The sequence below is a fragment of the Rathayibacter festucae DSM 15932 genome (assembly GCF_004011135.1).
Taxonomy (GTDB): domain Bacteria; phylum Actinomycetota; class Actinomycetes; order Actinomycetales; family Microbacteriaceae; genus Rathayibacter; species Rathayibacter festucae.
This window is the reverse complement of the sequence record NZ_CP028137.1, coordinates 948,852-965,164: the sequence shown is the minus strand read 5'-3', so window position 1 is coordinate 965,164 and position 16,313 is coordinate 948,852. Positions and strand designations below refer to the sequence as shown.

The window sequence follows — 16,313 nt, the reverse complement described above, 5'->3', positions numbered from 1 at the left end:
CGCGGTGCGGCCCGGCGGCGTGCACACTGGGGAGGTGACGAGCCCCACCGACCCCGCGCTCCGGATCCGCGAGCTGCCGATCCCCGAGCACCCGGGGGCCGAGGGCTGGGACGACTTCGTCACCCTCACCGCGATCGGCAACGCCGTCGAGGCCGAGGGCACCGGCACGGACGAGCTCGGCTTCCCCGCCGAGACGAACCTCGGCGAGTGGCGGCAGCAGGAGTTCGACCCGCGCCGCGCGTTCCTCGCCGAGGTCATGACGGACGACGGCGTCCGCGCGGTCGGCAGCGGCGAGCTGCACTGGAGCACCGAGGAGGGCGACGACGCGGCCTGGCTGGCGTTCTCGGTCCTCGCCGGGGAGCGCGGGCGTGGTGTCGGCTCCGCCCTGCTGGAGCGGCTGACGGCGGAGGCGCACGCGCTCGGGCGGACCGTGCTGCAGACCTGGACGGCGCACCGGGCCGACCGCTCGGGGCCGCGCCTGGCCGCGCGCTCCGGGGCGGGCTCCGTGCCCGCCGACGACCCCGGCGCGCGCTGGCTCGCCTCCCGCGGCTGGGTGCTGGAGCAGGTGGAGCGGGTCAGCGCGGTGCGGCTGCCGCTGGACCCCGTGCTCGCCGCGTCCCGACGCCGCGGTGCCCTGGCGCACGCCGAGGGCTACGAGCTGCGGCACTGGAGCGGCGCGACGCCCGCGGAGCTCGTCGACGGAATGCTCGCCCTGCGCGCGAGCATGTCCGCGCAGGCGCCCACGGCCGGACTGTCGGTGCCGGAGGAGACCTGGACCCGCGAGCGCCTCGAGGCGCACGACCGCGAGTCGACCGCCGGCGGGCGGGTGGAGCTGACCTCGGTCGCCCTGCACGAGGGCCGGCCGATCGGCTACTGCACCGTCGACGTGCTGCCCGGCCGCGCCGCGCTCTGGGGCGCGACGCTCGTGCAGCCGGCGCACCGCGGGCACCGGCTCGGCATGCTGCTGAAGCTCGACGCGCTCGAGCACCTGGCCGCGGCCGACCCCGACTGCCGTGCCGTCTACACCTGGAACGCGGAGGAGAACCGGCCGATGCTCGCCGTCAACGAGGCCGTGGGGTTCCGCGCGATCGCAGTGGAGGGCCAGTGGCGGCTCGACGAGGTGGCGCCGTGATCCCGCTGGTGGAGCCGGGGCCGGCGCTGAGCGCCGCCGAGCGCGAGCGCTTCGCCCGGCAGATCCGGCTGTCGCCGCTCGGCGAGCTCGGACAGCGGCGCCTGCGGAACGCGCGGGTGCTCGTCCTCGGCGCGGGCGGCATCGGCTCCCCGGTGATCACGGCGCTCGCCGCGGCCGGAGTCGGGCACCTCGGGATCGTCGACGGCGACGTCGTCGAGGCGTCCAATCTCGCGCGGCAGACGGCGCACGACGAGTCGTCGATCGGCTCGTCGAAGGCGGAGTCCGCGGCGGCGACCGCGCGGCGGCTCTCCCCCGGGATCGACGTGCAGGCCTTCCCCGTCTCCTTCACCGGTGCGAACGCCGACGCGCTCGTCGCCGGCTGGGACGTGGTGGTCGACGGCTTCGACACCTTCGGCTCGCGCTACCTCGCCTCCGACGCGACGACCCGGGCCGGCGTTCCGCACGTCTGGGGGTCGGCGCTCGGCTTCGACGGGCAGCTGTCCACGTTCTGGGCCGACGCGCCCGGGGGCGGAGTCACCCTGCGCGCCCTGCACCCCGGGGCCGAGGACGCAGCCGACAGCTGTGCGACGGTCGGCGTGCTCGGCTCGCTGTGCGCGGCGATCGGCTCGGCGATGGCGAGCGAGGTGGTCAAGCTCGTCACGGGCGTCGGCTCGCCGCTGTTCGGGCGGGTCGTCGTGCACGACGCGCTGGACGGCTCGTGGAGCGAGCTGCCGCTGGCCCGCGCGGTGCCGCCGGTGGCTGCGGTGCTCGCCGTCGCGGGAGCGGTGACCGCCGATGAGCTGCGGGCGCGGCTCGCGGGGCCGACGCCGCCGACGGTCGTGGATCTGCGGGAGGACGACGAGGACCGCTCGGTCGCGATCCCCGGGGCCGTGCGGCTGCCGATGTCGCGCTTCGATCCGGCGCTGCTGCCCGCGGGGCCGCTGGTGCTGCACTGCGCCTCGGGCGTGCGCTCGCGGATCGCGGCCGAGCGGGCGGCGGCGGCGGGGATCGCCTCCGACTCTCTGCTCGGCGGCATGGTGGGCTGGCGCTGATCCGATCGGAGGTGCGATTCGCAGGTCTTCCGCGTTCCCCGTGCCGTCTCGCCGCGTGGGGCGGCCGACCGGAGCCGAGATCTCCTGCAGAACGGGCAGGAGGCTACACAACAGACAGGAGCCTGCACAACGGACAGGAGCCTGCAGAACGGCGAGAGGCGCGGGGGTCAGCCGCCGGCGAAGGGCGGCAGGACGTCCACCGCGGCGCCCGCGGGCAGCGGCGTGGCGCGGTCGGTGGTCGAGACGCCGTCGACCAGGTAGCTGCAGCGGGAGAGGACATCGGCGGCGGACGGCGCGGAGGCGACGAGCGAGACCTCCAGGGCGGCCAGGTCGGCGACACCGTCGAGCTCGTCGGAGGCGCGCCCGAGGGCGGCCTTCGCCGCGGCGAAGTAGCGGACGCGCACGCTCAGCCGCCGATCGCGCTCATGGTGCGCTCGGGCTGCACGAAGCCGTCCCGGTTCATCTCGTGGCCGGCCGGCTTGGCCCACATCGCGCCGCGCCAGAGCTGGGCGACGTGGTGGTCGTCGGCGCCGGAGCGCATCGCGCCGAGCAGGTCGGTCTCCTCGTTGGAGAAGAGGCAGCTGCGGACGCCGCCCTCGGCGGTGAGCCGGGTGCGGCGGCAGTCGCCGCAGAACGCCTCGGTGACGGAGGCGATGATGCCGACCGTGCCGAGCAGCTCGTCGGAGCCGATCGCGCGGACGTCGAAGAGCTCGGCGGGCGCGCCGTCGCGGGGGGCGGCGTTCGGCGTGAGGACGAAGCGCTCCGAGAGCAGGTCGCGGATCATCGCCGCCGTGATCATGGTCGAGCGGTCCCAGCCGTGGTCGGCGTCGAGGGCCATCTGCTCGATGAAGCGGAGCTGGTGCCCTCCGGCGAGCGCCCAGGCGAGCAGCTCGGGCGCTTCGTGGTCGTTGATCCCGGGCAGCAGAACCGCGTTGATCTTGGTCTGCTTGAGCCCGGCGGGGCCGAGCGCGTCGATGCCGGCGAGGACCCGGTCGAGGAAGGGGCGGCGGGTGACCTTCGCGAAGGTCTCGGCGCAGATGGAGTCGAGCGAGACGTTCACCCGGTCCAGGCCCGCGTCGGCGAGCGACTGCGCGCGACCGGAGAGGCCGATCGCGTTGGTGGTCAGCGAGATCTCGGGGCGCGGCTCGATCGCGGCGACGTCGCGGATGATGTCGACGAGGTCCTTGCGCAGCAGCGGCTCGCCGCCGGTGAAGCGGATCTGACGGACGCCGAACTGCTCGACGGCGATGCGGGCGAGGCGGACGATCTCCTCGCGGTTCAGCAGCGAGGCGGGCGGCTGGAACGGCAGGCCCTCGGCCGGCATGCAGTAGGTGCAGCGGAGGTTGCAGCGATCGGTCAGCGAGATGCGCAGATCGTCGGCGACGCGGCCGTAGCTGTCGAGCAGCAGCGGGGTCTCGGGCCGCTCGGCCGGGAGGACCGCACCGCGTGGGCGGGGCCGGATGCCGGGGATCCCGAGTGCTGTGCTCATCCGGACAGACTACGCGCCGGATCCGGGCCGGAGCGGGCAAGATGGAGACGTCCCTGCCGCCGGTCAGGAACGCCTCCGCCCCGTCAGGAACGCCCCGCGCCGTCAGGAGCGCTTTCGCCGGCCAGGACCTCCGAGAGGACCCGATGACCTCGATCGATCTGCACGCCGCCCGTGTGCGCGCGCTGCTCTCGCCGCTGGCCACCCGCGGCGCCCGCGAGACGCTGACGCTCGCTCCCGCCGCCGTCGCGGCCGACCCGGGCGCGTACGACCGCCGGGTGCTCGCGCGCTCGGTCGACGCTCCGCTGGATCTGCCGCGCTTCGACAACTCGCAGATGGACGGCTTCGCGGTGCGCGCGGCGGACCTCGCCGCGGCGAGCGCCGGCAGCCCGGTCTCGCTGCCCGTGGCCGCGCCGATCCCGGCCGGCGACCGCGCTCCTCGGCACGAGGCGGGCACCGCGGTGCCGATCATGACGGGCTCGCCGCTGCCGGCCGGGGCCGACGCCGTCGTCGCGATCGAGACCGTCGACCCCCCGCGCTTCCCCGCCCCGGGCAGCACCGACGCCCAGGTGGCGTTCTCGCGCCCCGTCGTCGCGGCGGCCTTCGTCCGCGCCCGGGGCAGCGACGCCAAGCAGGGCGAGCTCGCGCTGCCCGCCGGCACCGTCCTCCGCGCCGCGCACTACGGCCTGCTCGCCTCGCTCGGCCTGACCGAGGTCGAGGTGCTCGCCCGCGTCCGCGTGCTGGTCGTGCCGACCGGGCACGAGATCCGCGCGGCCGGCTCGGAGCTCGAGGACGCGCAGATCTACGACGCCAACGGCTCGCTGCTGGCCGAGGCGGTCCGCGAGGCCGGCGGCCTGCCGATCGTGGTGCCCTGCGGCAGCGACCGGCCGGAGGACCTCCTCGCGCTCCTCGACGCGCACGCGGCCGAGGCCGACCTCGCGATCACCGTCGGCGGTGTCAGCGCGGGCGCCTACGAGGTCGTCCGCGACGCGCTCGGTGCGGCCGGCTCGGAGTTCGGCCACGTCGCCGTGCAGCCGGGCGGACCGCAGGGCCTCGGGCTCGTCCGGGTCCGCGACGACCTGCACCTGCCGATCGTGTCGCTGCCGGGCAACCCGGTCAGCGCCCTGGTCTCGTTCGAGCTGTTCCTGCGGCCCGTGCTCCGCTCGCTCGCCGGCCGGCTGCCGGCCGAGCGCCCGCGGCTGCGCGCCCGGCTGGCCACGCCGCTCGACTCCCCCGGGCACCTGCACCAGATCCGGCGCGGCACCCTCGACGACGAAGGGCTCGTGCACGCCGTCGGCGGCCCGAGCTCGCACCTGCTCGCGTCCTACGCTCGATCGAACGTGCTGATCCACGTCCCGATCGGGACCGAGCACGCCGCGACCGGAGACACGGTCGAGATCTGGAGGATCGATGACTGACACGACGGACACGACCGGAAGCGGCGGGACGGCCGACGGCACCGAGCTGACCCACGTCCGCGGCGACGGCGCCGTGCACATGGTCGACGTCGGCGGCAAGCAGGTCACCTCGCGGGTCGCGGTCGCGGAGGGGTTCGTCGAGACGACCCCCGACGTCGTCCGCCTCCTCGCGCAGGGCGAGCTGCCCAAGGGCGAGGCGCTCGGCGTCGCGCGCATCGCCGGGATCATGGGCGCGAAGGCCACCTCGGCGCTGATCCCGCTCTGCCACCCGCTGGTGCTCGACGGCGTCGACATCGACCTCGAGCCCGGCGACGACCGCGTCCGGATCGAGGCGCGCGTGCGCACGAGCGGCCGCACCGGCGTCGAGATGGAGGCGCTCACCGCCGTCAGCGTCGCTGCGCTCACCGTCTACGACATGATCAAGGCCGTCGACCGCGGCGCCGTCATCACCGGGATCCGCGTCCTGGCGAAAGAGGGCGGCAGGAGCGGCTCGTGGAGCCGGTCGTGAGCCGCACCGCGGTCGCGGTGGTCGCCTCCACCCGCGCCGCCTCGGGCGTCTACGAGGACCGCACCGGTCCGGCGCTGCTGACCTGGTTCGAGAGCCGCGGCTGGAGCGGCCGCGTGGTCGTCGTCGCCGACGGCGACGCGGTGGGCGAGGCGATCTCCGACGCCCTCTCGGCCGGCATCGACGTCGTGATCACCACCGGCGGCACGGGTGTCGCACCGAGCGACGTCACTCCGGAGCAGACCGCGCCGCTGCTCGAGCGCGAGCTGCCCGGACTCGCCGAGGCGATTCGCGCGCGCGGGGCCGGCCACGTGCCCACCGCGGTGCTCAGCCGCGGGCGCGCCGGGGTCAGCGGCCGGAGCGTCATCGTGAACCTGCCCGGCTCTCCCGGCGGCGTCCGCGACGGCATCGAGGTGCTCGAGCCGATCATCGGCCACGTGCTGGACCAGCTGGGCGGGGGCGATCATGTCCGCTGATCCCGTCGCCCTGGCCCGGATCGCCCGCGACCCCGTCACCGTCGACGAGTGCGAGCACGCCGTCGAGTCGCCGACCCACGGCGCCGTCGTCACCTTCGCCGGGATCGTCCGCGACCACGACGAGGGCCGCGGGGTGCTGCGCCTCTCCTACGAGGCGCACCCCGAGGCGCCTGCCGCCCTGCTCGCCTCGGCCCGGCGGATCGCCGAGCGGTTCCCGGAGGTGCGCGTCGCCGCGGTGCACCGCGTCGGCGACCTCGTGGTCGGCGACCTCGCGCTCGCCTGCGCCGTCGCCTCCGCCCATCGCGCCGCGGCCTTCGAGGCCTGCGCGGCGCTGGTCGACGACATCAAGGCGACCGTGCCGATCTGGAAGGAGCAGTCGTTCGTCGACGGCAGCTCGGAGTGGGTCGCGTCGCTCGGCTGAGCCTCCGCGGCGGGCTCGGAAACACGAGCGTCACACGTCTGGGGTTCACTGGACGGAGCGCGCCGTCGGCGCACGGAGCGGAGGGCGCGGCATGGACCTGAACACGATCCAGCGCGTGCGCGTCGTCCGCGAGCGCGCCGAGCTGGCCGGGATGGGTCCGCGCACCGCGGTGATCGGCGGCGGCTCCTGGGTGTTCTCGCTCCCGCACGACCACCTCGACGAGCTGCTCGACCTGCAGGGCTTCGGCTGGGAGCCGTACCGCGAGACGGCCGAGGGCCTGTCGATCGCGGCGACCTGCACGCTCGCCGAGCTGTCGGCCATGCCGGACGGCGGTCGGCCCGCGCACCCGCTCTTCTTCCAGTGCTGCACGGCACTGCTGGGCTCGTTCAAGATCTGGAACGTCGCGACGGTCGGCGGCAACATCGCCAACGCACTCCCGGCCGGGCCGATCATCAGCCTCGCCGCGGCGCTCGACGCCGAGGCCCTGGTCTGGCGCGCGGACGGCTCCGACGCTCTCGTGCCGGTGGCCGAGCTGGTGACCGGCAACATGACGACCGCGCTCGGGCACGGCGACGTGATCCGGTCGGTCGAGTTCCCGCGCCGGGCGCTGGCGGCGCGGACCGCGTACCGCAAGATCGCGCTGTCGCCGCTCGGGCGCTCCGGAGCGCTCGTCATCGGCCGGGTGGACGCCGACGGTGGGTTCGTGCTCACGGTGACGGCCGCGACGATCCGGCCCGAGGTGCTGCGATGGGCCGAGCTCCCGACGTCCGAGGAGCTCGACGCCGCGCTCGGCGCGATCGCGACCTGGTTCACCGATCCGCACGGCGCGGCCGACTGGCGGCGCGCGGTGGTGGGCGTGCTGGCCGAGGAGATCCGCGGTGAGCTGGACGGAACGGGCGAACCGGCGACGAGCGGCGAGACCAACCCGACCGCGGGAGGCGCCGCATGAGATTCACCGTCAACGGCGAGCCGGTCGACGCGTCGCCCCGCCCCGGCCAGGTGCTGCGGACGCTGCTGCGCGACCACGAGCACTTCGAGGTCAAGAAGGGCTGCGACGCCGGCGACTGCGGCGCCTGCTCGGTGCTCGTCGACGGCACGCCCTTCCACTCCTGCCTCTACCCCGCGCACCGCATGGAGGGGCGCGAGGTCACCACCGCCGCGGGACTCGGCACTCCGGAGGAGCCCGGTGCGGTGCAGCAGTCGTTCGTCGACCACGCCGCCTTCCAGTGCGGCTTCTGCACGGCGGGCATGGTCGTCACCGCGAGCGCCCTCGAGGGGGCGCGCGAGGAGGACCTCCCGCGGCTGATGAAGGGGAACCTCTGCCGCTGCACCGGCTACCGGCCGATCCGCGAGGCGGTGTCCGAGCACGTCTGCGAGCCGCCCACCGGGCTGACCCCCGTGCGCCGCACCGGGCGCACCTCCGCCGACGAGTCACGGGTGGGCCGCTCGCTCGGCGCCCCGGCCGGCCGCCGCATCGTCTCCGGCCAGGAGCCGTACACGCTCGACGTCGCCGTGCCCGGGCTGCTGCACCTCAAGGTGCTGCAGAGCCCGCACGCGCACGCCCGCATCCTCTCGATGGACACCGCGGTCGCCGCGACGATGCCCGGCGTCGTCGCCGTGCTGACGGCCGCGGACGTGCCGGACATCCTCTACTCCACCGCGCGGCACGAGTCGCGACTGGACGACCCGGACGACACCCGGATGCTCGACACCGTTGTGCGCTTCCGCGGCCAGCGGGTCGCTGTCGTCGTCGCCGAGTCGGTCGGAGTGGCCGAGGCCGCCTGCCGGGCGATCGAGGTCGAGTACGAGCTGCTGCCCGCGGTCTTCGACCCGGAGGAGGCGCGCGCACCGGGCGCCCCGCTCCTGCACGCGGACAAGGACCCGATCGCCTCGCGCATCGCCGACCCCGGCTCGAACGTGGTCGCCGAGCTGCACGGCGAGTACGGCGACGTCGCCGCCGGCCTCGCCGAGGCGGACGTCGTCGTCGAGGGCCGGTGGACCACCTCCCGCGTCGCGCACACCGCGCTGGAGACCCACGGCACGATCGGCTGGCTCGAGGGCGACGAGCTGGTGCTGCGCACCTCCACCCAGGTGCCGTTCCTCGTCCGCGACGAGATCGCGCGGATCTTCGACCGCGACCCCGCGAGCGTGCGGGTGTTCACCGCGCGGGTCGGCGGCGGCTTCGGCGGCAAGCAGGAGATCCTCACCGAGGACGTCGTCGCGCTGGCTGTGCTGGCGACCGGGAGGCCGGTGCAGTTCGAGTTCACCCGCTCCGACGAGTTCACGATGGCGCCCTGCCGGCATCCGATGCGGGTCGACGTGACCCTCGGCGCGCGCAGCGACGGGCGGCTGACCGCGCTGAGCGTCGACGTGCTCTCCGACACCGGCGCCTACGGCAACCACGGCCCCGGCGTGATGTTCCACGGCACCTCGGAGTCGGTCGCGACCTACACGGCGCCGAACAAGCGCGTCGACGCGCAGGCCGTCTACACGAACAACCTGCCCTCGGGCGCGTTCCGCGGCTACGGACTCGGCCAGGTGATCTTCGGCATCGAGTCGGCGATGGACGAGCTCGCCGGCGAGCTGGGCATCGACCCGTTCGAGCTGCGGCGGATCAACGCGGTGAAGCCCGGCGAGCCGCTCGTGGTGACCCACGTAGAGGGCGACGACATCGGCTTCGCCTCCTACGGGCTCGACCAGTGCCTCGATCTCGCGGAGGCGGCGCTCGACCGCGCGACGGGGGCCGCTGCCCCCGAGGGACCGGGCTGGAGCACGGGGCGCGGCATGGCGGTGGCGATGATCGCGACGCTGCCTCCGCGCGGCCACTTCTCGGAGGCGACCGTCTCGGTCGACCCCGACGGCGTGCTCACCATCGGAGTCGGCACCGCGGAGTTCGGCAACGGGACGACGACCGTGCACACGCAGCTCGTCGCGAGTGCGTTCGGGGCTTCGGCGGACCGGGTGCGGATCCGTCAGTCGGACACGGCTGCGGCGCGGTACGACACTGGCGCGTTCGGTTCGGCGGGGACGGTGGTGGCCGGCAAGGCCGTGTACAGCGCGGCGCTGCGGCTCCTCGCCGACCTGCGCTCGCTGGCGAAGCGGCTCACCGGTCACGACGGGAGCGAGTTCGAGCCGGACGACGAGGGGCTCCTCGCCGCCGACGGCACCCGGGTGAGCTACGCGGACCTGGTGCTCGCGGCCGGCGGACCGGTGTCGGCGACCGGCAGCGAGGACGGCGCGCAGCGGTCGCTCGCGTTCAACGTGCAGGGCTTCCGCGTCGCGGTGCACGCGCCGACCGGCGAGGTGCGGATCCTGCAGTCGGTGCAGGCGGTGGACGCGGGCTTCGTGATCAATCCGGCGCAGCTCCGCGGGCAGGTCGAGGGCGGCGTCGCCCAGGCGATCGGCTCGGCGCTGTACGAGGAGGTGATCCTCGACGGCGAGGGCACCGTGACCACGGCGATCCTGCGGAACTACCACATCCCGCAGATGGCCGACGTGCCGCCGACCGAGGTCTACTTCGCGGATACGGCGGACGACCTGGGCCCGTTCGGCGCGAAATCGATGAGCGAGGCGCCCTACAACCCGGTGGCCCCCGCCCTCGCCAGCGCCGTTCGCGACGCCGTCGGCGTCCGGCCGCACGCCCTGCCGATCTCCCGCGACCGCGTCTGGCGCCTGCTCCACCCCGACGCGGCCCCCGTGCCGACGGTCGACGCGGGCGCACCCCCCGGCTGACCCCGCACGCGCCTCGCGCCGACCGCGGCCGCGGCCGCGGCCTCGGCGAACCATGCTGGTCGAGTAGCCCCGCAGGGGCGTATCGAGACCCACCACCGCCAGAACGCGGTGTCTGCAGACCGCCCCACGAACGGGCGTGGCTCTCGATACGCCCGCTCCGCGGCCTACTCGATCAGCATGCGCACCCATGCGGGTCGAGTAGCCGCGGAGCGGCGTATCGAGACCCGCCGTCCTCAGCACACCGCGCCGAGGCGTCAGACGCGCGACGCCAGCTCCGCGCTCGCGAGGGCGACCTCGCGGGCGATCGCGTCCTCGTCCGCGGTGACGAGGCGGCTGTCTGCGACCACGGGCCGCCCGTTGACGAGCAGCAGGGTCAGCGGCGGCTGCGCACCGAGCGCGAGCGCCGCGACCGGGTCGGCGATGCCGGCGTGCTCGACCCCGTCGATCCGCCAGAGCGCCAGGTCGGCGAGCTTGCCCACCTCGATCGAGCCGATCTCGTCCTGGCGCCCGAGCACCCGGGCACCGCCGATCGTCGCGATCGAGAGCGCCTGCCGGGCGCTCATCCGGTCGGCGCCCGCGCGCAGCCGGTTCATCAGCACCGCCGCGCGGATCTCGGAGCCGAGCTGCCCGGACTCGTTCGACGCTGCCCCGTCCACGCCGAGCCCGACCGAAGCCCCGGCCGCCAGCAGCTGCGGGATCGGCGCGATGCCCGCCGCGAGCCGCGCGTTCGAGGACGGGCAGTGCGCGACTCCGGTGCCCGTAGCCGCGAACTTCGCGATCGCGTCGTCGTCGAGGTGCACGCCGTGCGCCATCCAGACGTCGTCGCCGAGCCAGCCGAGCGACTCCAGGTAGTCCGTGGGCGACATCCCGAAGGCCTCGCGGGTGTAGGCGTCCTCCTCGACCGTCTCGGAGCCGTGCGTGTGCAGGCGCACGCCGAGCTGCCGGGCGAGGACCGCCGACTCGCGCAGCAGGTCCGGCGTCACCGAGAACGGCGAGCACGGCGCGATCGCGACGCGCACCATCGCGTCGAACGAGGTGTCGTGGTACCGCTCGACGGCTTCGCCGCTGGCCTGCAGTGCCGCCGCGGTGGTCTCGACCGCGAAGTCCGGCGGCAGCCCGCCCTGAGACTCGCCGAGGTCCATCGAGCCGCGCGTCGCGTGCAGCCGCAGACCCAGGGTCGTGGCGGCGTCGACGATCCCGCCGACGATGTCGCCGGAGCCGCGCGGGAAGACGTATTGGTGGTCGCCCACGGTGCTGCAGCCCGAGCGGGCGAGCACCCCCATCGCACCGAGTGAGGCGGACCGGGTCAGATCCGCGTCGATCCGCGACCAGGCGGGGTACAGCGCGACGAGCCAGTCGAAGAGGATCGAGTCCTGCGCCCAGCCGCGGGTCAGCCACTGGTACAGGTGGTGGTGAGTGTTGACGAGTCCGGGGGTCAGCAGGTGGCCCCGGCCGTCGACCCGGGTGAGCACGACCGGCTCCGCGGACGGGAGCCCGGTCGGCGCGCGGCCGTCCAGGGCCCAGGCGGGCGGCTCCCCCGCGCCGACGGCGACGATCCGCCGGTCGTCGACGACCACGTGGCCGCCGGGGTGCTCGGCCCCGGCGGCGTCGACGGTGGCGACGTGGGCTCCGGTGATGACATGACGCTGCATTCCCCGAGCATGGCAGCGCGGTGTTTCGCGGTGGTTTCCGTGGGCCGGCGCGCCCCGGGTCGAGCGGCCGCTCAGCGGGTGAAGAGGTACGCCGGGAAGGGCGGAGCCTGCCAGGAGCGCGTCGGGGTGCGGACGGTCATCCGCCGATCGGAGCGGGCGGGCGAGGAGGACGGAGAGACACGAGGCCTCCTGGGTGACGAACGCCGGGGCTACCGGCTGCTGGAAGGGATGGGCAGATGGAAGGTGAACGTCGGTGAGACGTACCAGCCCGTCGGTGTCCGGGGCGCCCACGCACGCGAGGAGGTCACGTATCCCCGCTCGAGGTCCTCCGCGTCGACGGTGCGTCCCCTGCTGACGAACTCGTAGGACCAGCCGACCTCCAGGTGCTCGTGGCCCGGACCGACGTCGTCGAGCGGGACGTTCCCGGTGTTCGTGAATCGGTAGGTGAAGACGACAGGGGTGCCGACGGTGACCGATCGACCCGGCCGGACCTCGAAGGCTCCCGTGGTCACGACGTTCAGAGCGGGGCGCTCCTCGACGGCGGCCGAGCTCGTGGCGACATCGCTCCGCACGGCCGGGGCGCGGCCCTCCGCATGAGCGGTCGGGGCGATGCAGCTGACCAGACCTGCGGTCAGAGCGAGGGACGCGGCGACGGCCGGAAGGCTCGTTCGCCGGACGCTAGCGCGGGCAGGATCGGGACGGCGCGGTGACATGAGGACTCCTTGATGGTCGTGCGGAAGGGCTGAACGAAGAGGCGGTCGGGAGGACCCGGCCGGCCGGGGCAGCGGAGCGGAGCGGAGCGATGACAGCATCGAACCGCGCACCGCTCCCTGTCCATTTCCTGGCGGGATCCGATCGGGCCGTCAGGATCACTGCCCGACGAGCGCCTCCTGCAGGCCGGGCACGCAGTGGAACGCGGCCTTCCCGGCCGGTGCCGACCGCCCGATCGCCGCGGCACCGCCGGGAGTGGACGATCGGGCGGGCGCCGACGGCGGTCGCTAGTCGAGCGTCCCGGGGAGGGGGATGCTCTCGATGCTGGTCGGCGTGGTGTAGGAGCCCGTCGGCGTCCGCACCGTCCACGAGCTCGACAGCGTCACGACGCCGGACCGGAGGTCGTCCGCGGTGACCACGCGGCCCGTCACGAAGGCGGCCCGGCTCTCCTGGACGTCCAGCCGGACCCGATCGGGACCGACCTCGTCCAGCGGGACGGTCCCCGTGTTCGTGAACGTGTAGGCGACGGTGATCGGCGTGCCGAGCCCGACTGCTCCGTAGGGTGCGACATCGAAACGGGCCCGGGTCGTCACCGTCAGCCCGGGGCCGGCGGTCGCCTCCCCGGAAGCGCCGGAGTCGGGGCCCGCGGCAGCACTCGACGGAGCCGGTGCGCCCGCCTTCGCCGACGCGGCCGGATCGACGCCGCCGCCGGTGCCCGTGACGTCGAAGCTCTTCGCCGGGCCCGTCAGGGCGAAGGCGTCGACGGCCGGGCCTCCGAGAGCGGACTGCACCGCGCTCGTCAGTGCGGGGACCTCGACGGCCGGATCGGCGAGCGCGGCGGGCGCGAGGCACCCCGCCAGACCGGCGGCGAGCGCGAGCGCCGCGGCGACGGACGGACGCCGCCTCCGGTCGCGGCGGGAGGAGGCGGAGGGGCGCGTGGCTGCGGACATGGGGACTCCTTGATCATCGTGCAGACAGGGTGGGCGGCGGAGCGCGATCATGGTCGCACCGCGGCCGCTCGGCACCGAGTCCCTGGCACGATCCGACTCCGGCGGCAGAGCCGCCGCCGTCATGGCAGCACTCGGCCCGACCCGGCAGGATGCGTGCCGTCCGTCAGCGCGAGGTGTGGATCGGCCCCGACCGCCCCGCGAGCGGCGCCCCGGACGCCCCGGCGCGCACCGCCAGCACCTCCGCGAGGATCGAGACCGCCGTCTCCTCCGGCGTCGACGCGCCGATGTCCAGGCCGATCGGCGAGTGCAGCCGGGCGAGCGACTCCTCCGCCACCCCGGCCTCGCGCAGCAGCCGCAGCCGCCGCTCGTGCGTGCGCCGGGAGCCCATCGCGCCGATGTAGGCGGCCGGCAGCGTCAGCGCCGTCTCGAGCAGCGGCACGTCGAACTTCTCGTCGTGGGTGAGCACCGCGATCACCGTGCGCTCGTCCACCTCCGTCGCCGCGAGGTAGTCGGACGGCCAGTCGACCACGACCTCGTCGGCGCCAGGGAACCGCTCCGCCGTCGCGAACACCGGCCGCGCATCGCAGACCGTCACCCGGTAGCCGAGCAGCGCCCCGGCCGCGCAGAGCGCCGCGGAGAAGTCGACGGCGCCGAAGATCAGCAGGCGCGGCTTCTCGGCGCTGACGACGTAGGTCACCTCGAGCTCGACGCCCTGGCAGGCGATCTCCACCGTCGCCGAGCGGCCCGAGGCCAGGCGCGCCGCCCGCTCGGCCAGGATCCGGCGCACCGTGTCCTCGTCCAGCGACGGCCCCACCACGTCCTGAGCGCGGGTCGCGCCGGTCAGCACCAGGCCGACGAGCGCGTCCGGCCCGCCGACGATCATCGCCAGTCCCGCCGGCCGCCCGGCCCGCGCTGCCCGCAGCTCGGCCAGCACGGCCCCCGAGCTCGCGTCGACGACGTGGCCGAAGACCCGCAGCTGCCCGCCGCAGGAGAGACCGGCTGCGAAGGCCGCCTCGTCGTCGAAGCCGAAGTGCTCGGAGCCGGAGCCGCCCGAGCCGAGAACCTCCTGCGCGAGCGCGTAGGCCTGGGCCTCGACGCAGCCGCCCGAGATCGAGCCGATGGCGCTGCCGGCCGCGTCGACCGCCATCGAGGAGCCGAGGGCGCGCGGCGCCGAGCCGAAGACGTGCGTGACAGTGACCACGGCGACGCTCTCGCCCGCCTCGACGCGCGCGAGGAGCGGTACGGCGAGTTCGAGCACGGCGGCCTCCGACGTCGACGGGCGGGAGGGCGCGGAGCCGGGTCGTGCGGCCGGCGGGCGCTCACACGCGGGAAACATGCCGAGTATATGGTCGAACCCATGCCCGACGACTCCCCCTCGCTCGACCTCGTGATCCGCTCCTCCGCCGTCCTCACCGAGAACGGGACGCGGCCCGCCAGCGTCGCCGTCGCGGGCGGTCTCATCGTCGCCGTCGGCGACATCGACGCCCCCTGGAAGACCCTCGAGGAGGTCGTCCTCCCCGCCGGCCAGGTGCTGCTGCCGGGGATCGTCGACACCCATGTGCACGTCAACGAGCCCGGCCGCACCGAGTGGGAGGGCTTCGCCTCCGCCACTCGTGCGGCAGCGGCCGGCGGCGTCACCACGATCATCGACATGCCGCTCAACTCGATCCCGCCGACGACCACCGTCACGGGGCTGGACGCCAAGAAGGCCGCGGCCGGGCCCCAGGCGCTCGTCGACGTCGGCTTCTGGGGCGGGGCGATCCCGGAGAACCTCGGCACCCTGCGCGAGCTGCACGACGCGGGCGTCTTCGGCTTCAAGTGCTTCCTCTCGCCCAGCGGTGTGGACGAGTTCCCGCACCTCAGCACCGAGCAGCTCTTCGCGGCGATGCGCGAGATCGCCGCGTTCGACGGCCTGCTGATCGTGCACGCCGAGGATCCGGACGAGCTCGAGGCGAGCGCGAACAGCGGCGGCACCTCCTACGACGACTTCGTCGACTCCCGGCCGCCCGCCTCGGAGAACTCGGCGATCGCCAGCGTGATCCAGGCCGTCCGCGAGACGGGCGGGCGCGCGCACATCCTGCACCTCTCCTCCGCCGAGGCGCTGCCGCTGCTGCGGGAGGCGAAGGCCGAGGGGCTGCGGATCACCGCGGAGACCTGCCCGCACTACCTCACCTTCGACGCCGAGACGATCCCCGACGGCGGCACGCAGTTCAAGTGCTGCCCGCCGATCCGGGACGAGCGCAACCGCGAGCTGCTCTGGAAGGGCCTGCTCGACGGAACGATCGACCTGATCGCCTCCGATCACTCCCCCGCCACCGCCGCGCTCAAGTTCGCGCACGACGGCGACTTCGGCCTCGCCTGGGGCGGGATCTCCGGGCTCGAGCTGAGCTTCCGCGCGGTCTGGACGGGCGCGCGCGAGCGCGGGATCCCGCTGGAGCAGGTCGTCGCCTGGATGTCGACGGCGACCGCCGCCTTCGCCGGGCTCGGGCAGAAGGGGCTCCTGCGGGCCGGAGCGGACGCCGACCTGGTCGCTTTCGAGCCGGAGGCGGCGTCGCCGGTGGACGTCGACGCGCTCTCGCACAAGAACAAGGTCTCCGCCTACGACGGCCGCGTGCTGCGCGGCGCCGTCGCGGCGACCTGGGTCGGCGGAGTCCGGGTCACGGGCGGCAGCGAGGCGCCGGTCGGCCGGCTGCTCGACCGGCCCTGACCCGTCACCGGAAGCGGAGTCGGAGCGACGGGGCCGGGCCGCGTGTTCCGGTCACGTTTCCGCCGTGTGAA

Annotated in this window: 15 protein-coding genes; 9 read left to right on the top strand and 6 right to left on the bottom strand. The window is 74.7% G+C overall.

Going from position 1 to position 16,313, the window contains the following annotated elements; translation table 11 throughout:
- The first annotated feature begins 34 nt into the window (after positions 1-34).
- Positions 35-1,132 carry a GNAT family N-acetyltransferase gene (locus C1I64_RS04510; protein WP_127886335.1) on the top strand — a complete coding sequence of 366 codons (1,098 nt, stop codon included), beginning with the start codon at positions 35-37 and terminating at the stop codon, positions 1,130-1,132.
- A complete protein-coding gene (locus C1I64_RS04505) occupies positions 1,129-2,184 on the top strand; it encodes a HesA/MoeB/ThiF family protein (protein ID WP_127886334.1) in 1,056 nt (351 codons plus the stop codon). The genes C1I64_RS04510 and C1I64_RS04505 overlap by 4 nt, the downstream gene beginning before the upstream one ends.
- Before the next feature lie 167 nt (positions 2,185-2,351).
- Here the strand turns inward: C1I64_RS04505 and C1I64_RS04500 are convergent, their stop codons facing one another.
- Both C1I64_RS04500 and moaA read right to left on the bottom strand, forming a co-directional pair.
- Complete coding sequence (locus C1I64_RS04500) at positions 2,352-2,588, bottom strand: MoaD/ThiS family protein (protein WP_208645085.1); 237 nt, start codon at positions 2,586-2,588, stop codon at positions 2,352-2,354.
- A 2-nt stretch (positions 2,589-2,590) separates the two neighbouring features.
- Positions 2,591-3,673, bottom strand: a complete 1,083-nt coding sequence (gene moaA, locus C1I64_RS04495) for a GTP 3',8-cyclase MoaA (protein WP_127886333.1) — start codon at positions 3,671-3,673, stop codon at positions 2,591-2,593.
- A gap of 143 nt (positions 3,674-3,816) precedes the next feature.
- Here moaA and C1I64_RS04490 point away from each other — a divergent pair, with 143 nt between their 5' ends.
- The 6 genes from C1I64_RS04490 to C1I64_RS04465 all read left to right on the top strand — a co-directional run bounded on the left by C1I64_RS04490 (position 3,817) and on the right by C1I64_RS04465 (position 10,222).
- Complete coding sequence (locus tag C1I64_RS04490) at positions 3,817-5,088, top strand: molybdopterin molybdotransferase MoeA (protein WP_127886332.1); 1,272 nt, start codon at positions 3,817-3,819, stop codon at positions 5,086-5,088.
- Positions 5,081-5,596, top strand: a complete 516-nt coding sequence (gene moaC, locus C1I64_RS04485) for a cyclic pyranopterin monophosphate synthase MoaC (RefSeq protein WP_127886331.1) — start codon at positions 5,081-5,083, stop codon at positions 5,594-5,596. The genes C1I64_RS04490 and moaC overlap by 8 nt, the downstream gene beginning before the upstream one ends.
- Complete coding sequence (locus tag C1I64_RS04480) at positions 5,593-6,069, top strand: MogA/MoaB family molybdenum cofactor biosynthesis protein (RefSeq protein ID WP_123704769.1); 477 nt, start codon at positions 5,593-5,595, stop codon at positions 6,067-6,069. Before moaC ends, C1I64_RS04480 begins: the two co-directional genes overlap by 4 nt.
- Positions 6,059-6,490, top strand: coding sequence for a molybdenum cofactor biosynthesis protein MoaE (locus C1I64_RS04475; RefSeq protein WP_123703271.1), 432 nt, complete (start codon positions 6,059-6,061; stop codon positions 6,488-6,490). Before C1I64_RS04480 ends, C1I64_RS04475 begins: the two co-directional genes overlap by 11 nt.
- A gap of 91 nt (positions 6,491-6,581) precedes the next feature.
- A complete protein-coding gene (locus C1I64_RS04470) occupies positions 6,582-7,439 on the top strand; it encodes an FAD binding domain-containing protein (protein ID WP_127886330.1) in 858 nt (285 codons plus the stop codon).
- A complete protein-coding gene (locus C1I64_RS04465; RefSeq protein WP_127886329.1) occupies positions 7,436-10,222 on the top strand; it encodes a molybdopterin-dependent oxidoreductase in 2,787 nt (928 codons plus the stop codon). Before C1I64_RS04470 ends, C1I64_RS04465 begins: the two co-directional genes overlap by 4 nt.
- Before the next feature lie 254 nt (positions 10,223-10,476).
- Here the strand turns inward: C1I64_RS04465 and C1I64_RS04460 are convergent, their stop codons facing one another.
- The 4 genes from C1I64_RS04460 to C1I64_RS04445 form a co-directional block, all read right to left on the bottom strand.
- Positions 10,477-11,874: an 8-oxoguanine deaminase gene (locus tag C1I64_RS04460; RefSeq protein WP_127886328.1), complete on the bottom strand. Its 1,398-nt coding sequence runs from the start codon at positions 11,872-11,874 to the stop codon at positions 10,477-10,479.
- Positions 11,875-12,083: 209 nt separating this feature from the next.
- A complete protein-coding gene (locus tag C1I64_RS04455; protein WP_127886327.1) occupies positions 12,084-12,446 on the bottom strand; it encodes a hypothetical protein in 363 nt (120 codons plus the stop codon).
- A gap of 426 nt (positions 12,447-12,872) precedes the next feature.
- A complete protein-coding gene (locus C1I64_RS04450) occupies positions 12,873-13,535 on the bottom strand; it encodes a hypothetical protein (RefSeq protein ID WP_127886326.1) in 663 nt (220 codons plus the stop codon).
- Positions 13,536-13,698: 163 nt separating this feature from the next.
- Positions 13,699-14,793 (bottom strand): XdhC family protein, encoded by a 1,095-nt coding sequence (locus C1I64_RS04445; RefSeq protein ID WP_127886325.1) that lies wholly within the window; start codon positions 14,791-14,793, stop codon positions 13,699-13,701.
- 99 nt (positions 14,794-14,892) lie between these two features.
- On the opposite strand from C1I64_RS04445, the gene allB reads away from it, so the two are divergent.
- On the top strand, positions 14,893-16,242 hold the full coding sequence (gene allB / locus C1I64_RS04440) for an allantoinase AllB (protein ID WP_127886324.1): 1,350 nt from the start codon (positions 14,893-14,895) through the stop codon (positions 16,240-16,242).
- Positions 16,243-16,313: the final 71 nt, after the last annotated feature.